Genomic DNA, 16,826 nt, shown 5'->3' with positions numbered 1-16,826 from the left:
CGGGCCTTCAGTCGAACCCGGGATTCTAGAATCTCGCGCCCTCTATGAGCCTGACGCGCGCCACTCTCACCCTTCTTGCCGGCAGCGCGCTGGCCCAGGCCCTGCCGCTGCTGCTGGGGCCGTGGATCGCGCGGCTGTACACGCCGGCCGAGTACGGGCAGTTCTCGTTGCTGTGGACGGTGGCCAGCAACCTGGCCGTCGTGGGCTGCGCGCGCTATGAGTTCGCGCTGGCGCTGGAGCCCGGCGACAAGGGCGCTGCAGCGCTGCTGGCGCTGTGTCTGCGCGTGCTGCTGGCGATGACGGCGACGGCCATCGTCGTCGGCGGCGCATGGATGTTCTGGGCCGATCTGTCGGTCGCCGCCGCGTTGCCGCTGGCCGTGCTCGCGCTGGCGGCCAGCCAGGCGCTGGCGCAATGGGCGGCGCGAGCGGGCGAGTACGCCACGCTGGCGTGGGCACGTGTCATGCAATGGGGCGGCGGTGCCGTGGGGCAGGTGGCCTTTGGTCTCGCGCAGGCCGGGACCTGGGGCCTGGTGGGCGGCGCCACGCTGGCCGCGGCGGCGGCGGCGATGCTGCAAGCCCGGCCCGCGCCGGCCGGTGGCTGGCGCGGCCTGCTGAGGCCCCAGCCGCTGCGTGAGATGGCGCACAAGCATCGCGACTTCCCGCTGCTGAACACGCCGCACGCCTTCGCCGGCGCGCTGCAGGACACGCTGGCCATCGCGCTGTTGACGGCCTGGCTGGGGGCGCCCGAGGCCGGCGCGTGGGCGCTGGCGCTGCGCTACCTGAAGGCGCCGGCGTCGCTGGTGGGCGGTTCGCTGTCGCAGGCGCTGTACCCGCGGCTCACGCAGGCCGCGACGCCGGCCGAAGCCCGCAGGCTGGTGCGCCACAACCTGCTGCTGCTGGCTGCCATCGCGCTGCCGTTGATGGGGGTGTTGCTGGCCTTCGGGCCGTGGCTGTTCGCCACCGTCTTCGGCCCGGAATGGCGCGGTGCCGGTGAGCTGGCGCGTTCGCTGGCGCCCTACATCGCGCTGCACTTCATCGCATCGCCGCTGTCCGTCGTGCCCATGGCCTGGAGCGCGCAGGCCTGGGCGCTGAAGTTGGCGCTGGTGGGGCAGGTGATGTTCACCGGCGGGCTGGCTGTCGGGCTGCAACTGGGCGGCCTGGCCGGCGCCGGTTGGGGCGTGTCGGCGGCGATGCTGCTCTACTTCGGCTACTTTTTCTGGTCGCTCTGGACCTGGGACTGATGCGCGTCTTCCTCAATCGCCTGCGGCGCCGCCTCGTGCGGCTGATCGGCTTTCGCATGCTCTTCGGCGAGGCAGGTGCGCCGCATTCGCGCATCGCGCCCAGCACCTGCATCGAGGGCGAGGCGGGCCTGGCGCTGGGCGACCACGTGTTCATCGGCCAGTTCAATTTCATCGACGCCGGCGCCGGCCTCCTCATCGAGGAAGGCGTGCAGATCACCAACTTCTGTTCCATCGTGACCCACAGCACCCACAACGCGCTGCGCATCAACGGCCGGCGCTTTGCGACGCTTGGCGGCGAGCCGCCGGGCTACGTCAAGGCGGCAGTGCGCCTGGGCGCTTACAGCTTTGTGGGCCCGCACAGCCTCATCGAGCCCGGCAGCGTGCTGGGCAAGGGCGCCATGCTGTGTGCCTATTCGCAGCTGCGCGGTGTGGCGCCGGACTTCGCCATCATGGCCGGCCAGCCTGCCCGCCAAGTAGGCGACACGCGCCAGCGCGATGCGGCGCTGCTGGCCAAGTACCCGGAGCTGCGTGCTGCCTACGAAGGCTGGGCTGGAAAGGGCATGCTGTGAGTCTCGGTGGTGGCCTGAAGCTGGTGCTGATCGGCGACGGCGAGAGTCCGCATCTGCTGAAGTGGGCCCGTGCGCTGAAGCCACGGGTGCAGCTGTATGCGATCTCGTCGCGTGGCTTTCTGCCCGAGTTCCTGCAGCTGCTGCCCGACGCGCAGCGGCTGGCGCTGAACACCGAGCCCGACCATGGTGGCGGCAATGTCGCGCTGATCAAGCAGCTGCCGCGCATGGGCCAGTGGCTGGCCGCCGTGGATGCCGACTGGCTGCATGCGCACTACCTGACCTCGCACGGCTCGCTGGCCTGGGCGGCCAAGCTCGGCTGGCGGCTGCGCGCGCAGATCGCCGGCTCGGCCTGGGGCAGCGACATCCTCGTCACGCCGCAGCGTGGTGGCGCCTGGCGCTGGATGACGAAGAAGGTGCTGCGGCATTGCGCGCTTGCCACGTCAGACTCGCTCTACATGACCGAGCGCATGCGCGAGCTGGGCGCGGGTGAGGTGATGACCTTCCCGTTCGGTCTGGAAGCGCTGCCCAAGCAGAACGCGAAGAAGCAGCCCTGGCTGTGCTTCGCGAACCGCGGCCTGGAGTCGATCTACCGGCCACAGCTCGTCATCGACGCGTTCGCGCGCATCGCCGCCGCGCAGCCCGAGGCCCGCCTCGTGGTGGCCAACGACGGCTCGTTGCGGCAGGCCTTAGAGGCTGACGTGTCGGCACGCGGCCTGGCGGACAAGGTGACGTTCGTGGGCCGGCTGGACGCGGCGGCGCAGGCGGCCCACTACGCTCGGTCGACGTGGTTCCTGAGCCTGCCCGAGAGCGACTCGGTGTCGGTGTCGGTGCTGGAGGCGATGGCGCATGGCTGCGTGCCGCTGCTGTCGGACCTGCCGGCCAACCGTGAGGTGATCGGTGACTCCGCGCGCGGGCTCATCGTCGGCGCACTGGAGGACCTGCCCGCGCGCATGGACGCGTTGGACGCAGCCAGGCTCGGCCCCATCAACCGCGACTGGGTCGCCGCGAACGGCCTGTTCGAGCCGCATGTGCAGCGCTTTCTGACCCGCCTGAAGGAGCTGACCCCGGCATGAGGCTGCTGCTCGTCAACCACTACGCCGGCTCGCCGCGCCACGGCATGGAGTTCCGCCCTTACTACCTGGCCCGCGAGTGGGTGAGGGCGGGGCACGAGGTCACCATCGTCGCCGCGTCGTACTCGCATGTGCGCGCCGTGCAGCCCGAGGTGCCGGGCCAGCCGGTGGAGGAGTTCATCGACGGCATCCGGTACCGCTGGCTGCCCACGCCGCACTACGCCGGCAACGGCGTGGGCCGCCTGCGCAACATCCTGTCCTTCCTGCGCCAGCTGCGCGCCGACGCCTGGCGGTTGACGCGCGAGTTCCGGCCCGATGTGGTCATCGCGTCCAGCACCTACCCGATGGACGTGTGGGTGGCCAAGAAGCTGGCCAGGCTCGCCAAAGCCAAGCTGGTCTACGAGGTGCACGACCTGTGGCCGCTGTCGCTGATCGAGCTGTCCGGCATGTCGCCGCGCCACCCGTTCGCGCTGATGTGCGGCAAGGCCGAGGCCGATGCCTACCGTGACGCCGATGTGGTCGTCTCCATGCTGCCCTGCGTGCATGAGCACATGGCCTCCCGGGGCCTGGATCTGCGCAAGCTGCACATCGTGCCCAATGGCTTTGCGCCCGAGGAATGGCAGGGCGCGTCGGCGCCGCTGGGCGTGACGCTGCAGGCGCACCTGGACGCCGAGCGCGCTGCGGGCCGCGTCGTGGTCGGCTACGCCGGCTCCATGGGCCTGCCCAACGCGTTGGACGTGCTGCTGGATGCGGCGGCCAAACTCAAGGATGCGCCGCTGAGCTTCGTGCTTGTCGGCAGCGGCCACGAAGCCGAGCGGCTGGCCGCCCGTGTCACCGCCGAGGGCCTAGCGAACGTACGCTTGTTCGCCCCGATTCCGAAGGCGCAGATCCCGACGCTGCTGGGCCACTTCGACATCGCCTACATCGGCTGGCAGCGCACGCCCATCTACCGCTTCGGCATCGCGCCCAACAAGCTCATCGATTACCTGATGGCCGGGCGCGCCGTGCTGCACTCGGTGGAGGCGGGCAATGACCCGGTCGCCGAGGCCGGTGCCGGGCTCACCGTGGCGCCCGAGGATCCCAAGGCCGTCGCCGACGGCTTGCTGAAGTTGGCGGTGTTGTCGCACGGCGAACACGCCGCCATGGGCGAGCGCGGCCGTGCCTTTGCGATGGCCCACCACGCCTACCCGGTACTGGCTGCTCGCTTCATCGAGGCATTGCAATGACCGAGTTGGACCAGATCGCCCAGCGCTACGCGCGCCGCGCGCAACACGTTGAGGGCGACTGCTACAGCCTGCTGCGCCCCGAGGTCTGGCAGATGTGGCAGGAGCGCCAGCGTGCGCTGCTAAAGCTGCTGGCGCAGCGCCCTGGCTTGCCTGCGGATTGGCGCGCCACCGAGGTGGGCTGCGGCGCCGGCGGCAACCTGCTGGACCTGCTGCGTCTGGGCCTGCGGCCCGCCCATCTAACCGGCATCGAACTGCTGCCCGAGCGCCTGGCCGCCGCACGCGCTGCGCTGCCCGAGGGCGTGCGCCTGCTGGCCGGCGATGCTGCGGCGGCCGACGTTGCGGCCGGCAGCCAGGACCTGGTGCTGCAGTCCACCGTGTTCTCGTCCATCCTCGACGACGCGTTGCAGCAGCGCGTGGCCGACGCGATGTGGCGCTGGCTCAAGCCCGGCGGGGCCATCGTCTGGTACGACTTCACCGTCAACAACCCGCGCAACCCGGACGTGCGCGGCGTGCCGCTGGCGCGCGTGCGTGCGCTGTTCCCGCAGGGCCGCTTCACCGCCCGCCGCGTGACGCTGGCGCCACCGCTGGCGCGGGCGCTGCCGGCTGCCTATGGTTGGCTCAATCTGCTGCCGTGGCTGAGGACGCATCGGCTGGTGCTGATCGAGAAGTAGGTGGTGGACCTCTATCATTCAGGGTTTGCCACCAGAACAGTCAGCGGAGTCATACTTTGAGTCAAGCCTCGAAAAAAGCCCTTATCACCGGCATCACCGGCCAAGACGGCGCCTACCTCGCTGAATTGCTCCTGTCCAAGGGCTACGAGGTGCACGGCATCAAGCGCCGTTCGTCGCTGTTCAACACCGACCGCGTGGACCACCTGTATCAGGACCCGCACGTGGACAACCAGCGCTTCAAGCTGCACTACGGTGACCTGACCGACTCTACCAACCTGATCCGCATCGTCCAGGAAACCCAGCCCGACGAGATCTACAACCTGGGCGCCATGAGCCATGTGGCCGTGAGCTTCGACCAGCCCGAGTACGCCGCTGACGCCGACGGCATCGGCACCCTGCGCCTGCTGGAAGCCATCCGCATCCTGGGCCTGGAAAAGAAGACCCGCTTCTACCAGGCCTCCACCTCCGAGCTGTACGGCCTGGTGCAGGAAATCCCCCAGAAGGAAACCACCCCCTTCTACCCGCGCAGCCCGTACGCCGTGGCCAAGATGTACGCCTACTGGATCACGGTCAACTACCGTGAGGCCTACGGCATCTACGCCTGCAACGGCATCCTGTTCAACCACGAAAGCCCGCTGCGCGGCGAAACCTTCGTCACCCGCAAGATCACGCGCGCCATCGCTCGCATCGCGCTGGGCCTGCAAGACTGCCTGTACCTGGGCAACATGAGCGCACTGCGCGACTGGGGCCACGCCAAGGACTACGTCGAAATGCAATGGCTGATGCTGCAGCAACAGCAAGCCGAAGACTTCGTCATCGCCACCGGCGTGCAATACAGCGTGCGCCAGTTCGTGGAGTTCGCTGCGGCCGAGCTGGGCGTCACCCTCGCCTTTGAGGGCGAGGGCGAGCAGGAAGTGGGCCGCGTGATCAAGGTCGAAGGCGACAAGGCCAAGTGCAAAGTCGGCGACGTCATCGTGCGTGTGGACCCCCGCTACTACCGCCCCACCGAAGTGGAAACCCTGCTGGGCGACCCCACCAAGGCCAAGGAAAAGCTTGGCTGGGTGCCCAAGACCACGCTGAAAGAACTCGTGGCCGAAATGGTGGAGGCCGACTACACCTCCGCCCGCCGCGACAGCCTCGTCAAGGCCGCCGGCTTCCAAGCCTACGACTACAACGAGTGAGCCCGGCCATGAGCACACTGCCCAAGGATGCACGCATCTTCGTGGCCGGCCACCGTGGCATGGTCGGCTCGGCACTGGTGCGCCGCCTGCAGTCCGGCGGCTACACGCAAGTGCTGACCGCCGGCCGCAGCGAGCTTGACCTGCTGGACCAGCGTGCCGTGCACGCCTGGCTGCAGGCCAACAAGCCCGACTACCTGTTCATTGCTGCCGCCAAGGTGGGCGGCATCCACGCCAACAACACCTTCCGCGCCGAGTTCCTGTATCAGAACCTCATGATCGAGGCCAACCTGATCCACGGCGCGCACCTTGCGGGCGTTCAGCGGCTCATGTTTCTGGGCTCCAGCTGCATCTACCCCAAGCTCGCGCCGCAGCCATTGAAGGAAGAGAGCCTGCTGACTGGCCCGCTGGAACCCACCAACGAGCCCTACGCCATCGCCAAGATCGCCGGCATCAAGCTCTGCGAGGCCTACAACGCCCAGTACGGGCGCCAGTACGTCAGCGCGATGCCCACCAACCTCTACGGCCCCAACGACAACTACGACCTCAACAACAGCCATGTACTGCCCGCGCTGATCCGCAAGGCCCACGAAGCCAAGCTGCGCGGCGACAAGGAACTGGTGGTCTGGGGCACGGGCTCGCCGCTGCGCGAGTTCCTCTACGTCGACGACCTGGCGGATGCCTGCGTCTACTTGATGGAAACGGGCGCCGAAGACGTGCTGGTCAACGTCGGGGTGGGTGAGGATGTGAGCATCCGAGACTTGGCCACCTTGGTCTGCGAGGTGGTGGGCTTTGAAGGTCAGCTGGTGTTTGACACCAGCAAGCCCGATGGCACGCCACGCAAGCTGATGGATGTCAGCTTGCTGGCGAGCCGGGGTTGGCGGGCCACGATGCACTTGCGTGAAGGGATTGCGTTGGCCTACGCTGACTTCCATAGACGCGTGTCCGGTTGATCATGGGCCAATCACCCTTTCTGCCCTTTGCCCTGCCCGACATCGGCGACGACGAGATCGCCGAGGTGGTCGACACGCTGAAATCCGGCTGGATCACGACCGGCCCCAAGGCCAAACGCTTCGAGCAGGCCTTCGCCGAGTTCCTGGGCGACCCACAGATCGAATGCATCGCGGTCAACTCGGCGACCGCCGGCCTGCATCTGGCGCTGGAGGCCATCGGCCTGGGCCCGGGCGACGAGGTCATCACGACGACGCACACCTTCACGGCCACGGCCGAGGTGGTGCGCTACCTTGGCGCCGACGTGAAGCTGGTGGACATCGACCCCGCCACGCTGAACATCGACGTCAAGGCCATCGAGGCGGCGATCACGCCACGCACGAAGGCCATCATGCCGGTGCACTATGCCGGCTTGGCGGTGGACATGATCGCGGTGCTGGACATCGCTCGTCGGCACGGCCTGCGCGTCATTGACGACGCGGCGCACGCGCTGCCGACCACGCTGGAAAAGGAGCTGATCGGCACGCTGGGCACCGACGCCACGGTGTTCAGCTTCTACGCCAACAAGACGATGACCACGGGCGAGGGTGGCATGCTGGTCACCCGCAACCCGGAGATCGCCAAGCGTGCGCGCATCATGCGCCTGCATGGCATGAGCCGCGACGCGTTCGACCGCTTCACGGCCAAGGTGCCCAGCTGGTATTACGAGATCGTCGCGCCGGGCTTCAAGTACAACCTGACCGACATCGCGGCGGCATTGGGGCTGCACCAGCTCAAGCGCCTGCCTGCCTTTCAGGCCCGTCGCGAGCAGATTGCGGCGAGCTTCAACGGCGCGTTTGCTGACCTGCCGCTGATCCTGCCACCCGTTGCGCCCGAGGGTGATACCCACGCCTGGCACCTGTACGTCGTGCGGCTGGCTGACGACGCACCGATCACGCGTGATGCCTTCATCGAAGGCATGTTTGCTGCCGGCATCGGCTGCAGCGTGCATTACGTGCCGCTGCACCTGCACCCGTACTGGCGTGACCGCTACGGCCTGACACCAGAGCAGTTCCCGCAGTCGCAGAAGGCGTTCGAGCGCACGGTCAGCTTGCCGCTGTACACGGCGATGAGCGATGCGGATGTTGAGCGTGTCATTGCGGCCGTGCGCGCGTTGCTGGCTTGACCCGACCTTGGCCAAACGCTTGTTCGACGTGATCTGCGCGGGGCTGGGCTTGCTGCTGCTGGCGCCGCTGCTGTTGGCTGCAGCGGTCTGGGTCAAGCTTGACTCGCCGGGGCCGGCGCTGTTCCGCCAGACCCGCGTCGGCCGCTTCGGCGTGCCGTTCACCATCCACAAGTTCCGCACCATGCAGGTCGGGCAGGGCGCCCAGATCACGGTCGGCGCCGACCCGCGCATCACGCGCGCCGGCCGTCTGCTGCGCGCCACCAAGCTCGACGAACTGCCGCAACTGTGGGACGTGCTGCGCGGCGCGATGAGCCTCGTCGGCCCGCGCCCCGAGGTGCCCCGCTACGTGGCGCTGTACCCGGCTGAGCTGCGCGAGGTGGTGCTGTCGGTGCGGCCGGGCATCACCGATCCTGCGTCGCTGCGCTTTCGTAACGAGAGTGAACTGCTCGCAAACGCCGTCGACCCAGAGCGCGAGTACGTCGAGGTCGTGTTGCCGACCAAGCTGCGGCTGGCGGCCGACTATGTGCGCAGTGCCAGCCTGATGGGCGATGTGCGGCTGATCCTGGCGACGCTGGGCGCGTTGAAGAACTGAAAGCCTGACGATGAACTGGTTGTCCCTGGATGCCTGGCTGACGCGCATCCGCCCCCACCGGGAAGTGCTGGCGCTCGCGCTGGACATGGTGGCCGTTGCCGTCGCTTGGCAGGCCACCTACCTGTTCCGCCTCGGCTTCGAGCGCTGGTTCAGCGCACGGCCCGACTACGACCACTGGGTTCTGCTGGGCGTCGTCGCTGTCTACGCCGTGCTGTTGAAGCTGCTGAAGGTGCCCAAGGGCATGTGGCGCTTCAGCGGCTTTGGCGAGATCAAGCGGCTGGCCGTTGTCTGCCTAGCTGCCGGCCTGGTCGTGTCTGTCGCCGTGCTGATGGCCCAGTTGGCCAAGGTGCCGCGCGCGGTGCTGGCGCTGCACCCGGTCTTCACGCTGATGGCGCTGGCCATGATGCGCATGGGCTACCGCATGCTGTACGAGCACATGCGCAGCCGCATCAGCGGCAGCGCCGAGGAGCAGCGGCGTGCGCTGGTGATGGGGGCAGGGGATGCAGGCCGGTTGCTGGTGGCCGGCATCCAGCACAGCCAGGGCTGGGTGGTGGTCGGCTTTCTCGACGACGCGCCTGAGAAACGCGGCGCCCGCGTGGCCGGTGTGCCGGTGCTGGGCACGCTGGAGGATCTGCCGCGCTTCGCGGAGTTGCATGGCATCACGCACATCGTCGTCGCGATGCCAGCAGCCACCGCGGCGCAGCGCCGCCGTGCGCTGGATCTCGCGGGCCAGGCTGGCCTGCCCGTGCTGACGGTGCCCAGCAGCCAGGAACTGCTGGCTGGCCGCCATGTCGACCAAGTGCGAGACATCGAACCCGAGGACTTGCTCGGTCGTGAACCGGTGGAACTGGACGAAGGCGGCATCAGCGAATGCCTGAACGGCAAGGTGGTGCTGATCACAGGCGCGGGCGGCTCGATTGGCTCTGAGCTGTGCAGGCAGGTGGCTCGTTATGGCCCGTCAAAGATCGTGCTGTACGAACTCAGCGAGTTCGCGCTGTACACGATCGAGCAGGAACTGAGTGAGAAGTTCCCGCACATCCCGCTGGTGCGGCTGATCGGCGATGTGAAGGACCTGGAGCACCTGCGCTACGTCTTCGGCAAGTACAAGCCGCAGATCGTGTTCCATGCGGCGGCGTACAAGCATGTGCCCCTGATGGAGGAGGAGAACGCGTGGGCGGCGTTGAGGAACAACACGCTGGGAACTTACAACGCTTGCCAGGCAGCTGCTGAGCATGGCGCCGAGCGTTTTGTTTTGATCAGCACTGACAAGGCAGTGAACCCTACCAACGTGATGGGTGCTACCAAGCGCGCTGCCGAGCTGGTCATCAGTCACATGGCGGGACAGGGGCACGCGACTCGCTTCATGGCCGTGCGCTTCGGCAATGTGCTGGGCTCCAGCGGCAGCGTGATCCCGAAATTTAAGGGGCAGATTGCCAGGGGCGGCCCGGTCACCGTGACGCACCCGGAGATGACGCGGTATTTCATGACGATCCCGGAAGCTGCGCGTCTGGTCGTGCAGGCAGCCGTCATTGGAGAGAGCGGTCAAGTGCTGGTTCTCGACATGGGAGAGCCTGTGCGGATCATCGATCTCGCACGCGACATGATTCGACTCTCCGGGCGCAGCCCATCAGATATCGGGATCGAGGTACGCGGGTTGAGGCCAGGTGAGAAGCTCTATGAGGAACTGCTGGCCGACAGCGACGTCACTGTTGCAACTCCGATCAAAGCACTCCGGGTTGCCAGGCTGAACAACTTCGCCGACCACGCGGATGCAGCACATTGGCTTCGTCAGGTGGCGGTGATGACTAATCCGTCGGACCAAGAGTTACGCAGTCAGTTGCGGCAACTGCTCGGGAAAGAATACCCTGGCGGGAGTGCGAACGCATTCACTTGAAGAATTGCGGGATTTTCCGAAGATTCTTTGCGGCGAGAGTTAAGACCCCGCCCGCTGAGTTTCTCCGAATGACATCCAGATCTTCTTGCGATTTGCGCAACATTGCTTGAAGCGATCGATTGCTAGCCCCCCCATTGCGCATGTGCACCAACACTTCTGGGAGGTATTGCACACGGGTAGGTGATTTTTTCAGACAGCGCAGCATGAAGTCGTAATCTGCCGCAATGCGGTATCGCAGATCATACTTCTCGCCTTGAATCAGGTTGCGGCGCACATAGAAAGTGGGGTGTGGCGGCATCCAGCCATGGCGCAAACGAGATGTCGAAAATTCGCCGCTATCCCAATGCCTGACGACTTTGTCAGTCCTTTCGGCGTCAACATAGACCAGATCACCGTAGATCATATCGAACTGAGTCTCCATCGCCGCCGCGATATGGGCAAGGGTCGCCTTCGATGCCAACATGTCGTCCGCATTCAGACACCCAACAATGTCGCCCGTCGCGAGCGCCAAGCCCTTGTTCATGGCGTCATAGATGCCTTTGTCGGGCTCGGACTTGAAGATGGCAACGTGCGAGCCGTGTTGCTCGATCAAGGACTTCGTCGCGTCACGCGAGTTGCCGTCGATCACGATGTGTTCCACATCTGGGTGCGTTTGATCGCGGACAGAGTCAAGGGTGTCCTTGATCGTCTTGGCGCTGTTGAAGCAGACGGTGATGACGCTGATTTTCATGGGGTCGTGCCTGACGTGTTCTCAATCTTCCAGCCGATGGTCTGCTTGGCTGAGAAGGCTGCTCTGTTTGCAGTTGACAGAAATGGGGGGGCATGGTCGCCTACGACATAGGCAACCATTGGCGCACGAGAGTCTCTGACCTTTGCTGCAATGTATGCGAGCACCTGGCCGTGCTGCCAGATGATCCGGCACGGCGTCGACTTGACGCGGATCCCATTGCAAAAATCTTCTGTGGCGTCTGTATCCAGCCTTGGAATCGGCAGGTGTGTCGATACCGTGAGGCCATATGCGAAGTCATTGGACTTGAGCTCACGAAACATGAAATCGATCAAGGCACGATCGCACACGGCCTTATAAGCAAAGTCGCAGAGCTCCGCATGCCTGGGGATCAGGTTCTCTCTGAAGAACACCTGGTCGAATCCCAGCCGAGGCCACCACTGGCTGCGATTGAACGTGTTGCCCGAATTGCCATGGACGGCAAAGGAGCGTCGATGAGCGGCTCGAGCCAGCATAGGCAGGCATTGATCCGGCGCCACGTCGTCCGGCACTGAGCTGACCGTGGCGCAGAGATGGCGAAGCTCTGCCGCCACGGTGGATCCTTTGAAGTCTACCTGTCGCTGCGTTACTTGGTTGGGTGGGGCTGAGCGGGCCATCGCGTCAAGCCATTGCCGGGCTTGCGGGGAGAGCGGCAGCCCCATGGACTCTACGGCGACCAGCATCACCGCCCCATCGCGCGCGAACAATGCCGCGCGATCAGCATCGAAGATTGTGGCGTGCGTGGGCGTGGGCGCAGGCGACGATCCATAGGTGAGGGCTCGCTTGGATTGCGACGCCAACGGGCTGCCGGCAATGTTCGGTCCCGTCTTGGTTTGGTCGTTAGTGTCTAGCATCGAGGCGCCGACATTGACGTCTGCGATGACAAGCAGAACCACAATCGCCGCCATCGGGACGATTTCGCGCAGCGCGTTGCGCAGAGAGGCTTTGATCGAGGGTTGCCACTTCAAGATCAGCAGCCAGAACACAGGTGGCACTGTCAGAAACAGGAGGCGCGGTTCCGTTGTGAGCGTCTTGACGATTGCGGGCGTGGCGTTTGCCGAGCGGATGAAATTCGAGGGGCTGTCGAAGTGATATGCGATCGATAGCGACGAGACGACATCGATGAGATACAGCCCTAGGAATAGAAGCAAAGCGCCAACTGCGGAGAATATGGCCAGAAAAATCGGCAGCAGGTAGTCGAGATTCAACAAGGGTCTAGACAAGCCCCAGTCGAGGGTGGCCCATGTGATCGGCGCGTTCAGCAAAAGGAATAGCACCGAAATCCGCGCCGCCGGTGATCTCGCGAACCGAGTAGCAAGTTGCATGCGGTCAACGCCCAAACGGCGGCGAAGAAATCTCTCTACGCTTAAGTGTGATCATGTACTCGTAGAACGCGAGCAGCATGCAGTAGTGAAACCCTGCGAGCCCGTCGAGAAATCCCCGCTTCAGCACATACATATATATGAACCTGAGCATCGGGCGAAACGGAGCAAGCGTGGCGAGCTGTTTCAGAGCCTGCCGCCGATCGTGACGCAGACGAAGCCGTCTCACACTGTCGCGAACAAGCGCTAATCCACTCATGTTGATCGAGGCTTTCGCCTCCTCGATCGCCTCGCCGGTGGAGTACAGATTGTGTTTCGCGACCCAGTTCTCGATGCCTTTGCGAAAGCTGTAGTGCTCAAAATGCCCGTCGAGGTACTCAGTCCTGCCTTTAACGATGGCGCGAGTGTTGGTCACACGCTCCCAATGCACGTGACCAACCTTAAAAAGCCGTGTAACCCAGACGGGGTAGATCCCGCAGTGCTTGATCCATCGCCCGCAGAAATAGTTCTTGTAGCGCAGCGCAAACGCGACGACGTCGGATTCCGCTGCCACGATGGCTGCCTTAATCTCGGCGCCGAGATCGGGCGGAATGATTTCATCCGCATCACAGAAATAGATCCATCCATTTGGCGTGGGTGCGTGCTGCGCGATCCACTGCAGTTGCTCGCTTTCCGAGTGAAACTTTTGGATACTTAGCACCCTGACAGGAAATTCCTTGCACAACTCGAGAGTGCGGTCCTTCGATTCTTGGTCGATGACCACTACGTCGTCAAAGGACTGACACGCTGCGCGAAGGCATTGAGTGATATTTGCTTCTTCGTTAAACGTGCGAATAGCTATCGTGATCATGTCGTCGTTTTGATCTTGTGGATTGCGAATCGCATTCGGATGAGCGAGCTCATCCAAACCGCCGTCGGTATCGTCAATGCCAGTACTAGGATCGCGCTCTCGCTGCCGAGCAAGCCGGTGACGGAGATGGCGGTGACGATGCCCAAAGGCATGGCCGCAACGCAGACGTTGGTCAAGGCCAGCCGTTTGATGTCAGCTTCCGAGAAGGAAATGAACACGAATGGCGCGGCCGAGAAATAGCTTGCGATGTGAACGGTTGTGGCCAACGTGATGTAGGCCAGGACTGCGAGAAAACCCAGATCCATGTATGGTTGCGCGCGCATGTAGATGATGAGCAGTGTGAGTAATCCGATCGAGAACGCGAGCAGGCCGAGTCGGCCGAAGGATTTCAAGATTCTTCGCGTCGTTTGTGGCTTGGTGTATTCGGACCGCTCGACCCCTGTGCCTAGATAGGTCAATGCAGAGAGGTAGGTAGAGAAGACTAGGTAAGTGCCAACAAAAGGATGGTCAATCGCGGCTGCGATATAGCGTTCGTAGGCCTGTAAGAGTCCGGCAAAGGAGAACGTGAAGAATGAGGCCAACGCCGTAACCGCGTGGGCCGGCAGCTTGGACATTGACGTCGAAATCTGCGTCGCAGGCGTAGTGCCCCTGGCGTAGATGAGCGCAGTCGAAGCGATGACGATGTTTTGTGCCAAGACGACGTAGATGCCGTCCAGCGGATTGGCGAGGGTGACCAGTGCGCTCACACCTACCAACGCTGTGGCGATCCGGATCCAGGCAATTGCCTTGATACCGGCGGCAGTTTGGCGAAAGTAGATGCGATTGGTCAGGTAGGACCCCCATGCACCTGTAAGGGCCGTCGCGATGACGCACAGTCTGACCTGCGTGCTGATGGGATTGCTAGAGCCAAGTGAAAGAAGGGCGCCGACACTTCCAACTGTCACTGCGAGAAAGGTGCAGGCCCGCCAGAGCGAAATGTCCAGCCTAGCCATGGCCAAGTCGAGGCCCAAGGTGCCCAGAAAGAGCGCAAGGGTGTAGATGGTGTAGGCGGAAGAGAAGTGCCTGAATCCGTCTTGGCCAAAGATTGCGATCACGGCAAAAGGCAATACGGCTGCTGATGCAGCCGCAGCGATCTGGGTGCCGATGCGCAGCAGACTACGCAAGTTCATTGAAGCAGGCCAGGTAGCGGGTTGCAATCCGTCTTGGGTCGTAGGCGTCGCGGATGCGCCGTGATTCATCGCTGCTCAGTCGGCCCCTGCCTAGTGCCGTGTTGACAGCGGCGAGAAGGGCTTCGGCTGAACCTGTCGGATAGAAGTTCGCGAGCTCAAGCGCAACTTCACGATTGATAGGCGTGTCGGTGCATACGACGGGCGTGCCCAGCGACAGTGCCTCAACCGTGGGGAAGCCAAAGCCCTCTTTCTTGGAAGGTAGAAAGAGAAAACTTGCAGCTGCCATCGCTTTGGCGAGCTCGTTGTCCGAAAGCCGTCCCAGGTTGAAGACGCGGGTGCGGTAGGGGGCCAGAACGCGTTCTTCGTCTTCGCTGAACGGCGTGCCGACGACTGCGAGACACAGGCCGGACGCAACGGTCTGGGACAGCAATGTAAGGCATTCCGAAAAATTCTTCGCACCGTCCCGTTTGCCGATGTACAGCGCAATGGGCGGCTCACCGGGCATGTCCTTGAAGGGGGCTTCCGTGCCTACCGCCGCCATGCTGGCCATCTTGGTCGAATCCAGGGGATTCGGGATCACGACGGCCTTCCGGTAGATGGGCTCCCCGTAGTGTCCCAGCAGATCCTCGCGGGTGGCGTTGGACACACAGATGATCCGCTCAGCGCGGTCATAGAGATACCTGCGCCGTGCCTTCAGGGGGGGCAGCAAAAGCTTGCTGATCGACTCTTCGCGGATGGTGTCGTGACACACCTGGATACTGCGCTGCTTCTTGGACGCGGGGCGGTAGTAGGTGGGGACGTAGATCCCCGCCTCGTCAATCAACGTCTGATGAGTGAACTTGCTGAACTTGTGCAGCGACTCCTTCTGCGCGGCCGGAAGGTCCAAAGAAGCTCGGTAAATGTTCTCGTCTGCGACAAGTGGTTCGACGTACCTGAACTCGACGCCCTGGGCCAGAAATTCGGGAATCAGCGTACTCCAGACGCGCGAGATGCCGCCAGCCTGCTGCAAGCCAAAGATGATTCCGTCAATGATCAGGTTGGCTCTTTTTCTGGAAGATTGCATAGAAGAGCAGGGAGACGATGTAACCATTGAGCCAAGAAGAGATCGGGTTTCTCAAGATGGTGAGGGCCTGGATACCTGCGACGACCACCAGCGCGTTTGTGACCGGCGTCAGCCGCCCGATACCCCGCAGAACCAACGGGACGAGCGCGATGACGATTGGTGCCAGACCATTGCCTGGCAGGTACTGCTCGACTTCGAGCGTGATGAAACTCCCAAAGCCACCCCCCTCGTCGAAATATTCCTCGTAGCGTGTCGCCAGGAATTCGTAGAGGTCTTTGGCCGTGCCATAGCCATCCGCCTTGGCGATCTCATAGAGGTCGATCTGCAGCGACGGGCCGAAGATCAGCATCCCAACTGCGTCAATGAGCTGGTCTTGATCGATAGCGCCTGTCGCACCACGCCCTATCGCGATCGCAAGGAAGGCAACGGCGATAAGCACGGTGGCAATAAGGAACTTCCTGGCAGGTGGTCGGTAGATGATGAGCAGCACAAGCGCATGGGTCAGCATGGGGCTGCGCATCGGTACCAATAGCGTGAATCCAAGCGACAGTACGATGAACTCGGTCGTCGCCTGCTGCAACGACGGCTTCCTTTCTATGCCTCTCGCAAGCAGATAGGAGTAGTAGATGTACGGCACATAGAGCAGCTTCCCCAGGCTGCTCTCGCCAATGTGCTGGTGCAGCCCTTCATAGGAGGTGGATGGGCTCGACACATAGATCGTGGAAAGTGCCAAGACAGCGAGCGCTGCAAGCCCAGCCTGACCTGGGTCGATTTCGGTCGAGGGGGTGATAGGGGTGCGGATCCTGGTGCAGGCGCGCGCCAGGTGCACAAAAACGACCAAGGAGACGAGCAGCGCGAGCGCCGCAGAATTGAACGCGGCGTCCCGGTCGTAAAGCTCGGCCAGAGAGTTGGCGCGCCCCTCGACCAAGTGCCGGGCCACGTAGCTCAGATAGAACACGGTGTAGAGGCCTGACATGATCAGCGCGCCAAGGTCGGCGGCGGCGGCCAGCTTCGGACTAATGGCGTTTTTCATATGGCGGCGCTCGACCAGTACCGAGGCTCACAAACATCTCGCGAATCGAAGGCTGAGGAGGCGTTC

General features: G+C 63.7%; 16 protein-coding genes. 10 read left to right on the top strand and 6 right to left on the bottom strand.

The window, feature by feature from the left end; all coding sequences use genetic code 11:
* Window positions 1-44 precede the first annotated feature (44 nt).
* The 10 genes from NYO99_RS17700 to NYO99_RS17655 are packed head-to-tail and all read left to right on the top strand — an operon-like array spanning window position 45 to window position 10,557.
* A complete protein-coding gene (locus NYO99_RS17700; RefSeq protein WP_268168572.1) occupies window positions 45-1,241 on the top strand; it encodes a lipopolysaccharide biosynthesis protein in 1,197 nt (398 codons plus the stop codon).
* Entirely contained in the window at window positions 1,241-1,810 is a 570-nt protein-coding gene (locus NYO99_RS17695; RefSeq protein ID WP_268168571.1) for an LbetaH domain-containing protein, read from the top strand. The genes NYO99_RS17700 and NYO99_RS17695 overlap by 1 nt, the downstream gene beginning before the upstream one ends.
* Window positions 1,807-2,883: a glycosyltransferase gene (locus NYO99_RS17690; protein WP_268168570.1), complete on the top strand. Its 1,077-nt coding sequence runs from the start codon at window positions 1,807-1,809 to the stop codon at window positions 2,881-2,883. The genes NYO99_RS17695 and NYO99_RS17690 overlap by 4 nt, the downstream gene beginning before the upstream one ends.
* Window positions 2,880-4,106, top strand: coding sequence for a glycosyltransferase family 4 protein (locus NYO99_RS17685; RefSeq protein ID WP_268168569.1), 1,227 nt, complete (start codon window positions 2,880-2,882; stop codon window positions 4,104-4,106). The genes NYO99_RS17690 and NYO99_RS17685 overlap by 4 nt, the downstream gene beginning before the upstream one ends.
* Complete coding sequence (locus NYO99_RS17680) at window positions 4,103-4,777, top strand: methyltransferase domain-containing protein (protein ID WP_268168568.1); 675 nt, start codon at window positions 4,103-4,105, stop codon at window positions 4,775-4,777. Before NYO99_RS17685 ends, NYO99_RS17680 begins: the two co-directional genes overlap by 4 nt.
* Before the next feature lie 56 nt (window positions 4,778-4,833).
* Window positions 4,834-5,958, top strand: a complete 1,125-nt coding sequence (gmd, locus tag NYO99_RS17675; protein WP_268168566.1) for a GDP-mannose 4,6-dehydratase — start codon at window positions 4,834-4,836, stop codon at window positions 5,956-5,958.
* Window positions 5,959-5,966: 8 nt separating this feature from the next.
* Window positions 5,967-6,908, top strand: coding sequence for a GDP-L-fucose synthase (gene fcl, locus NYO99_RS17670; RefSeq protein WP_268168565.1), 942 nt, complete (start codon window positions 5,967-5,969; stop codon window positions 6,906-6,908).
* Window positions 6,909-6,910: 2 nt separating this feature from the next.
* A complete protein-coding gene (locus tag NYO99_RS17665) occupies window positions 6,911-8,071 on the top strand; it encodes a DegT/DnrJ/EryC1/StrS family aminotransferase (protein ID WP_268168564.1) in 1,161 nt (386 codons plus the stop codon).
* Between the two features lie 7 nt (window positions 8,072-8,078).
* Window positions 8,079-8,663, top strand: coding sequence for a sugar transferase (locus tag NYO99_RS17660; RefSeq protein ID WP_268168563.1), 585 nt, complete (start codon window positions 8,079-8,081; stop codon window positions 8,661-8,663).
* A 10-nt stretch (window positions 8,664-8,673) separates the two neighbouring features.
* Window positions 8,674-10,557: a polysaccharide biosynthesis protein gene (locus NYO99_RS17655; RefSeq protein ID WP_268168562.1), complete on the top strand. Its 1,884-nt coding sequence runs from the start codon at window positions 8,674-8,676 to the stop codon at window positions 10,555-10,557.
* On the opposite strand, the gene NYO99_RS17650 is transcribed toward NYO99_RS17655, so the two are convergent.
* Genes NYO99_RS17650 through NYO99_RS17625 form a run of 6 tightly spaced genes read right to left on the bottom strand, consistent with a single transcriptional unit; the run spans window position 10,550 to window position 16,760 of the window.
* Window positions 10,550-11,287, bottom strand: coding sequence for a glycosyltransferase family 2 protein (locus NYO99_RS17650; RefSeq protein WP_268168561.1), 738 nt, complete (start codon window positions 11,285-11,287; stop codon window positions 10,550-10,552). The two genes, NYO99_RS17655 and NYO99_RS17650, sit on opposite strands and share 8 nt — an antisense overlap.
* Window positions 11,284-12,648, bottom strand: coding sequence for an alkaline phosphatase family protein (locus NYO99_RS17645; RefSeq protein WP_268168560.1), 1,365 nt, complete (start codon window positions 12,646-12,648; stop codon window positions 11,284-11,286). The genes NYO99_RS17650 and NYO99_RS17645 overlap by 4 nt, the downstream gene beginning before the upstream one ends.
* A 4-nt stretch (window positions 12,649-12,652) precedes the next feature.
* Window positions 12,653-13,552: a glycosyltransferase family 2 protein gene (locus NYO99_RS17640; RefSeq protein WP_268168559.1), complete on the bottom strand. Its 900-nt coding sequence runs from the start codon at window positions 13,550-13,552 to the stop codon at window positions 12,653-12,655.
* On the bottom strand, window positions 13,492-14,664 hold the full coding sequence (locus NYO99_RS17635) for a hypothetical protein (RefSeq protein WP_268168558.1): 1,173 nt from the start codon (window positions 14,662-14,664) through the stop codon (window positions 13,492-13,494). Before NYO99_RS17635 ends, NYO99_RS17640 begins: the two co-directional genes overlap by 61 nt.
* Window positions 14,651-15,727, bottom strand: a complete 1,077-nt coding sequence (locus NYO99_RS17630) for a glycosyltransferase (protein WP_268168557.1) — start codon at window positions 15,725-15,727, stop codon at window positions 14,651-14,653. Before NYO99_RS17630 ends, NYO99_RS17635 begins: the two co-directional genes overlap by 14 nt.
* A complete protein-coding gene (locus NYO99_RS17625; RefSeq protein ID WP_268168556.1) occupies window positions 15,690-16,760 on the bottom strand; it encodes a hypothetical protein in 1,071 nt (356 codons plus the stop codon). The genes NYO99_RS17630 and NYO99_RS17625 overlap by 38 nt, the downstream gene beginning before the upstream one ends.
* Window positions 16,761-16,826: the final 66 nt, after the last annotated feature.

Origin of the sequence: Roseateles hydrophilus, assembly GCF_026712245.1 — a bacterium.
In the GTDB taxonomy this organism is placed as follows: Bacteria; Pseudomonadota; Gammaproteobacteria; order Burkholderiales; family Burkholderiaceae_C; genus Pelomonas; species Pelomonas hydrophilus.
This window is presented reverse-complemented; position numbering and strand designations above follow the sequence as displayed.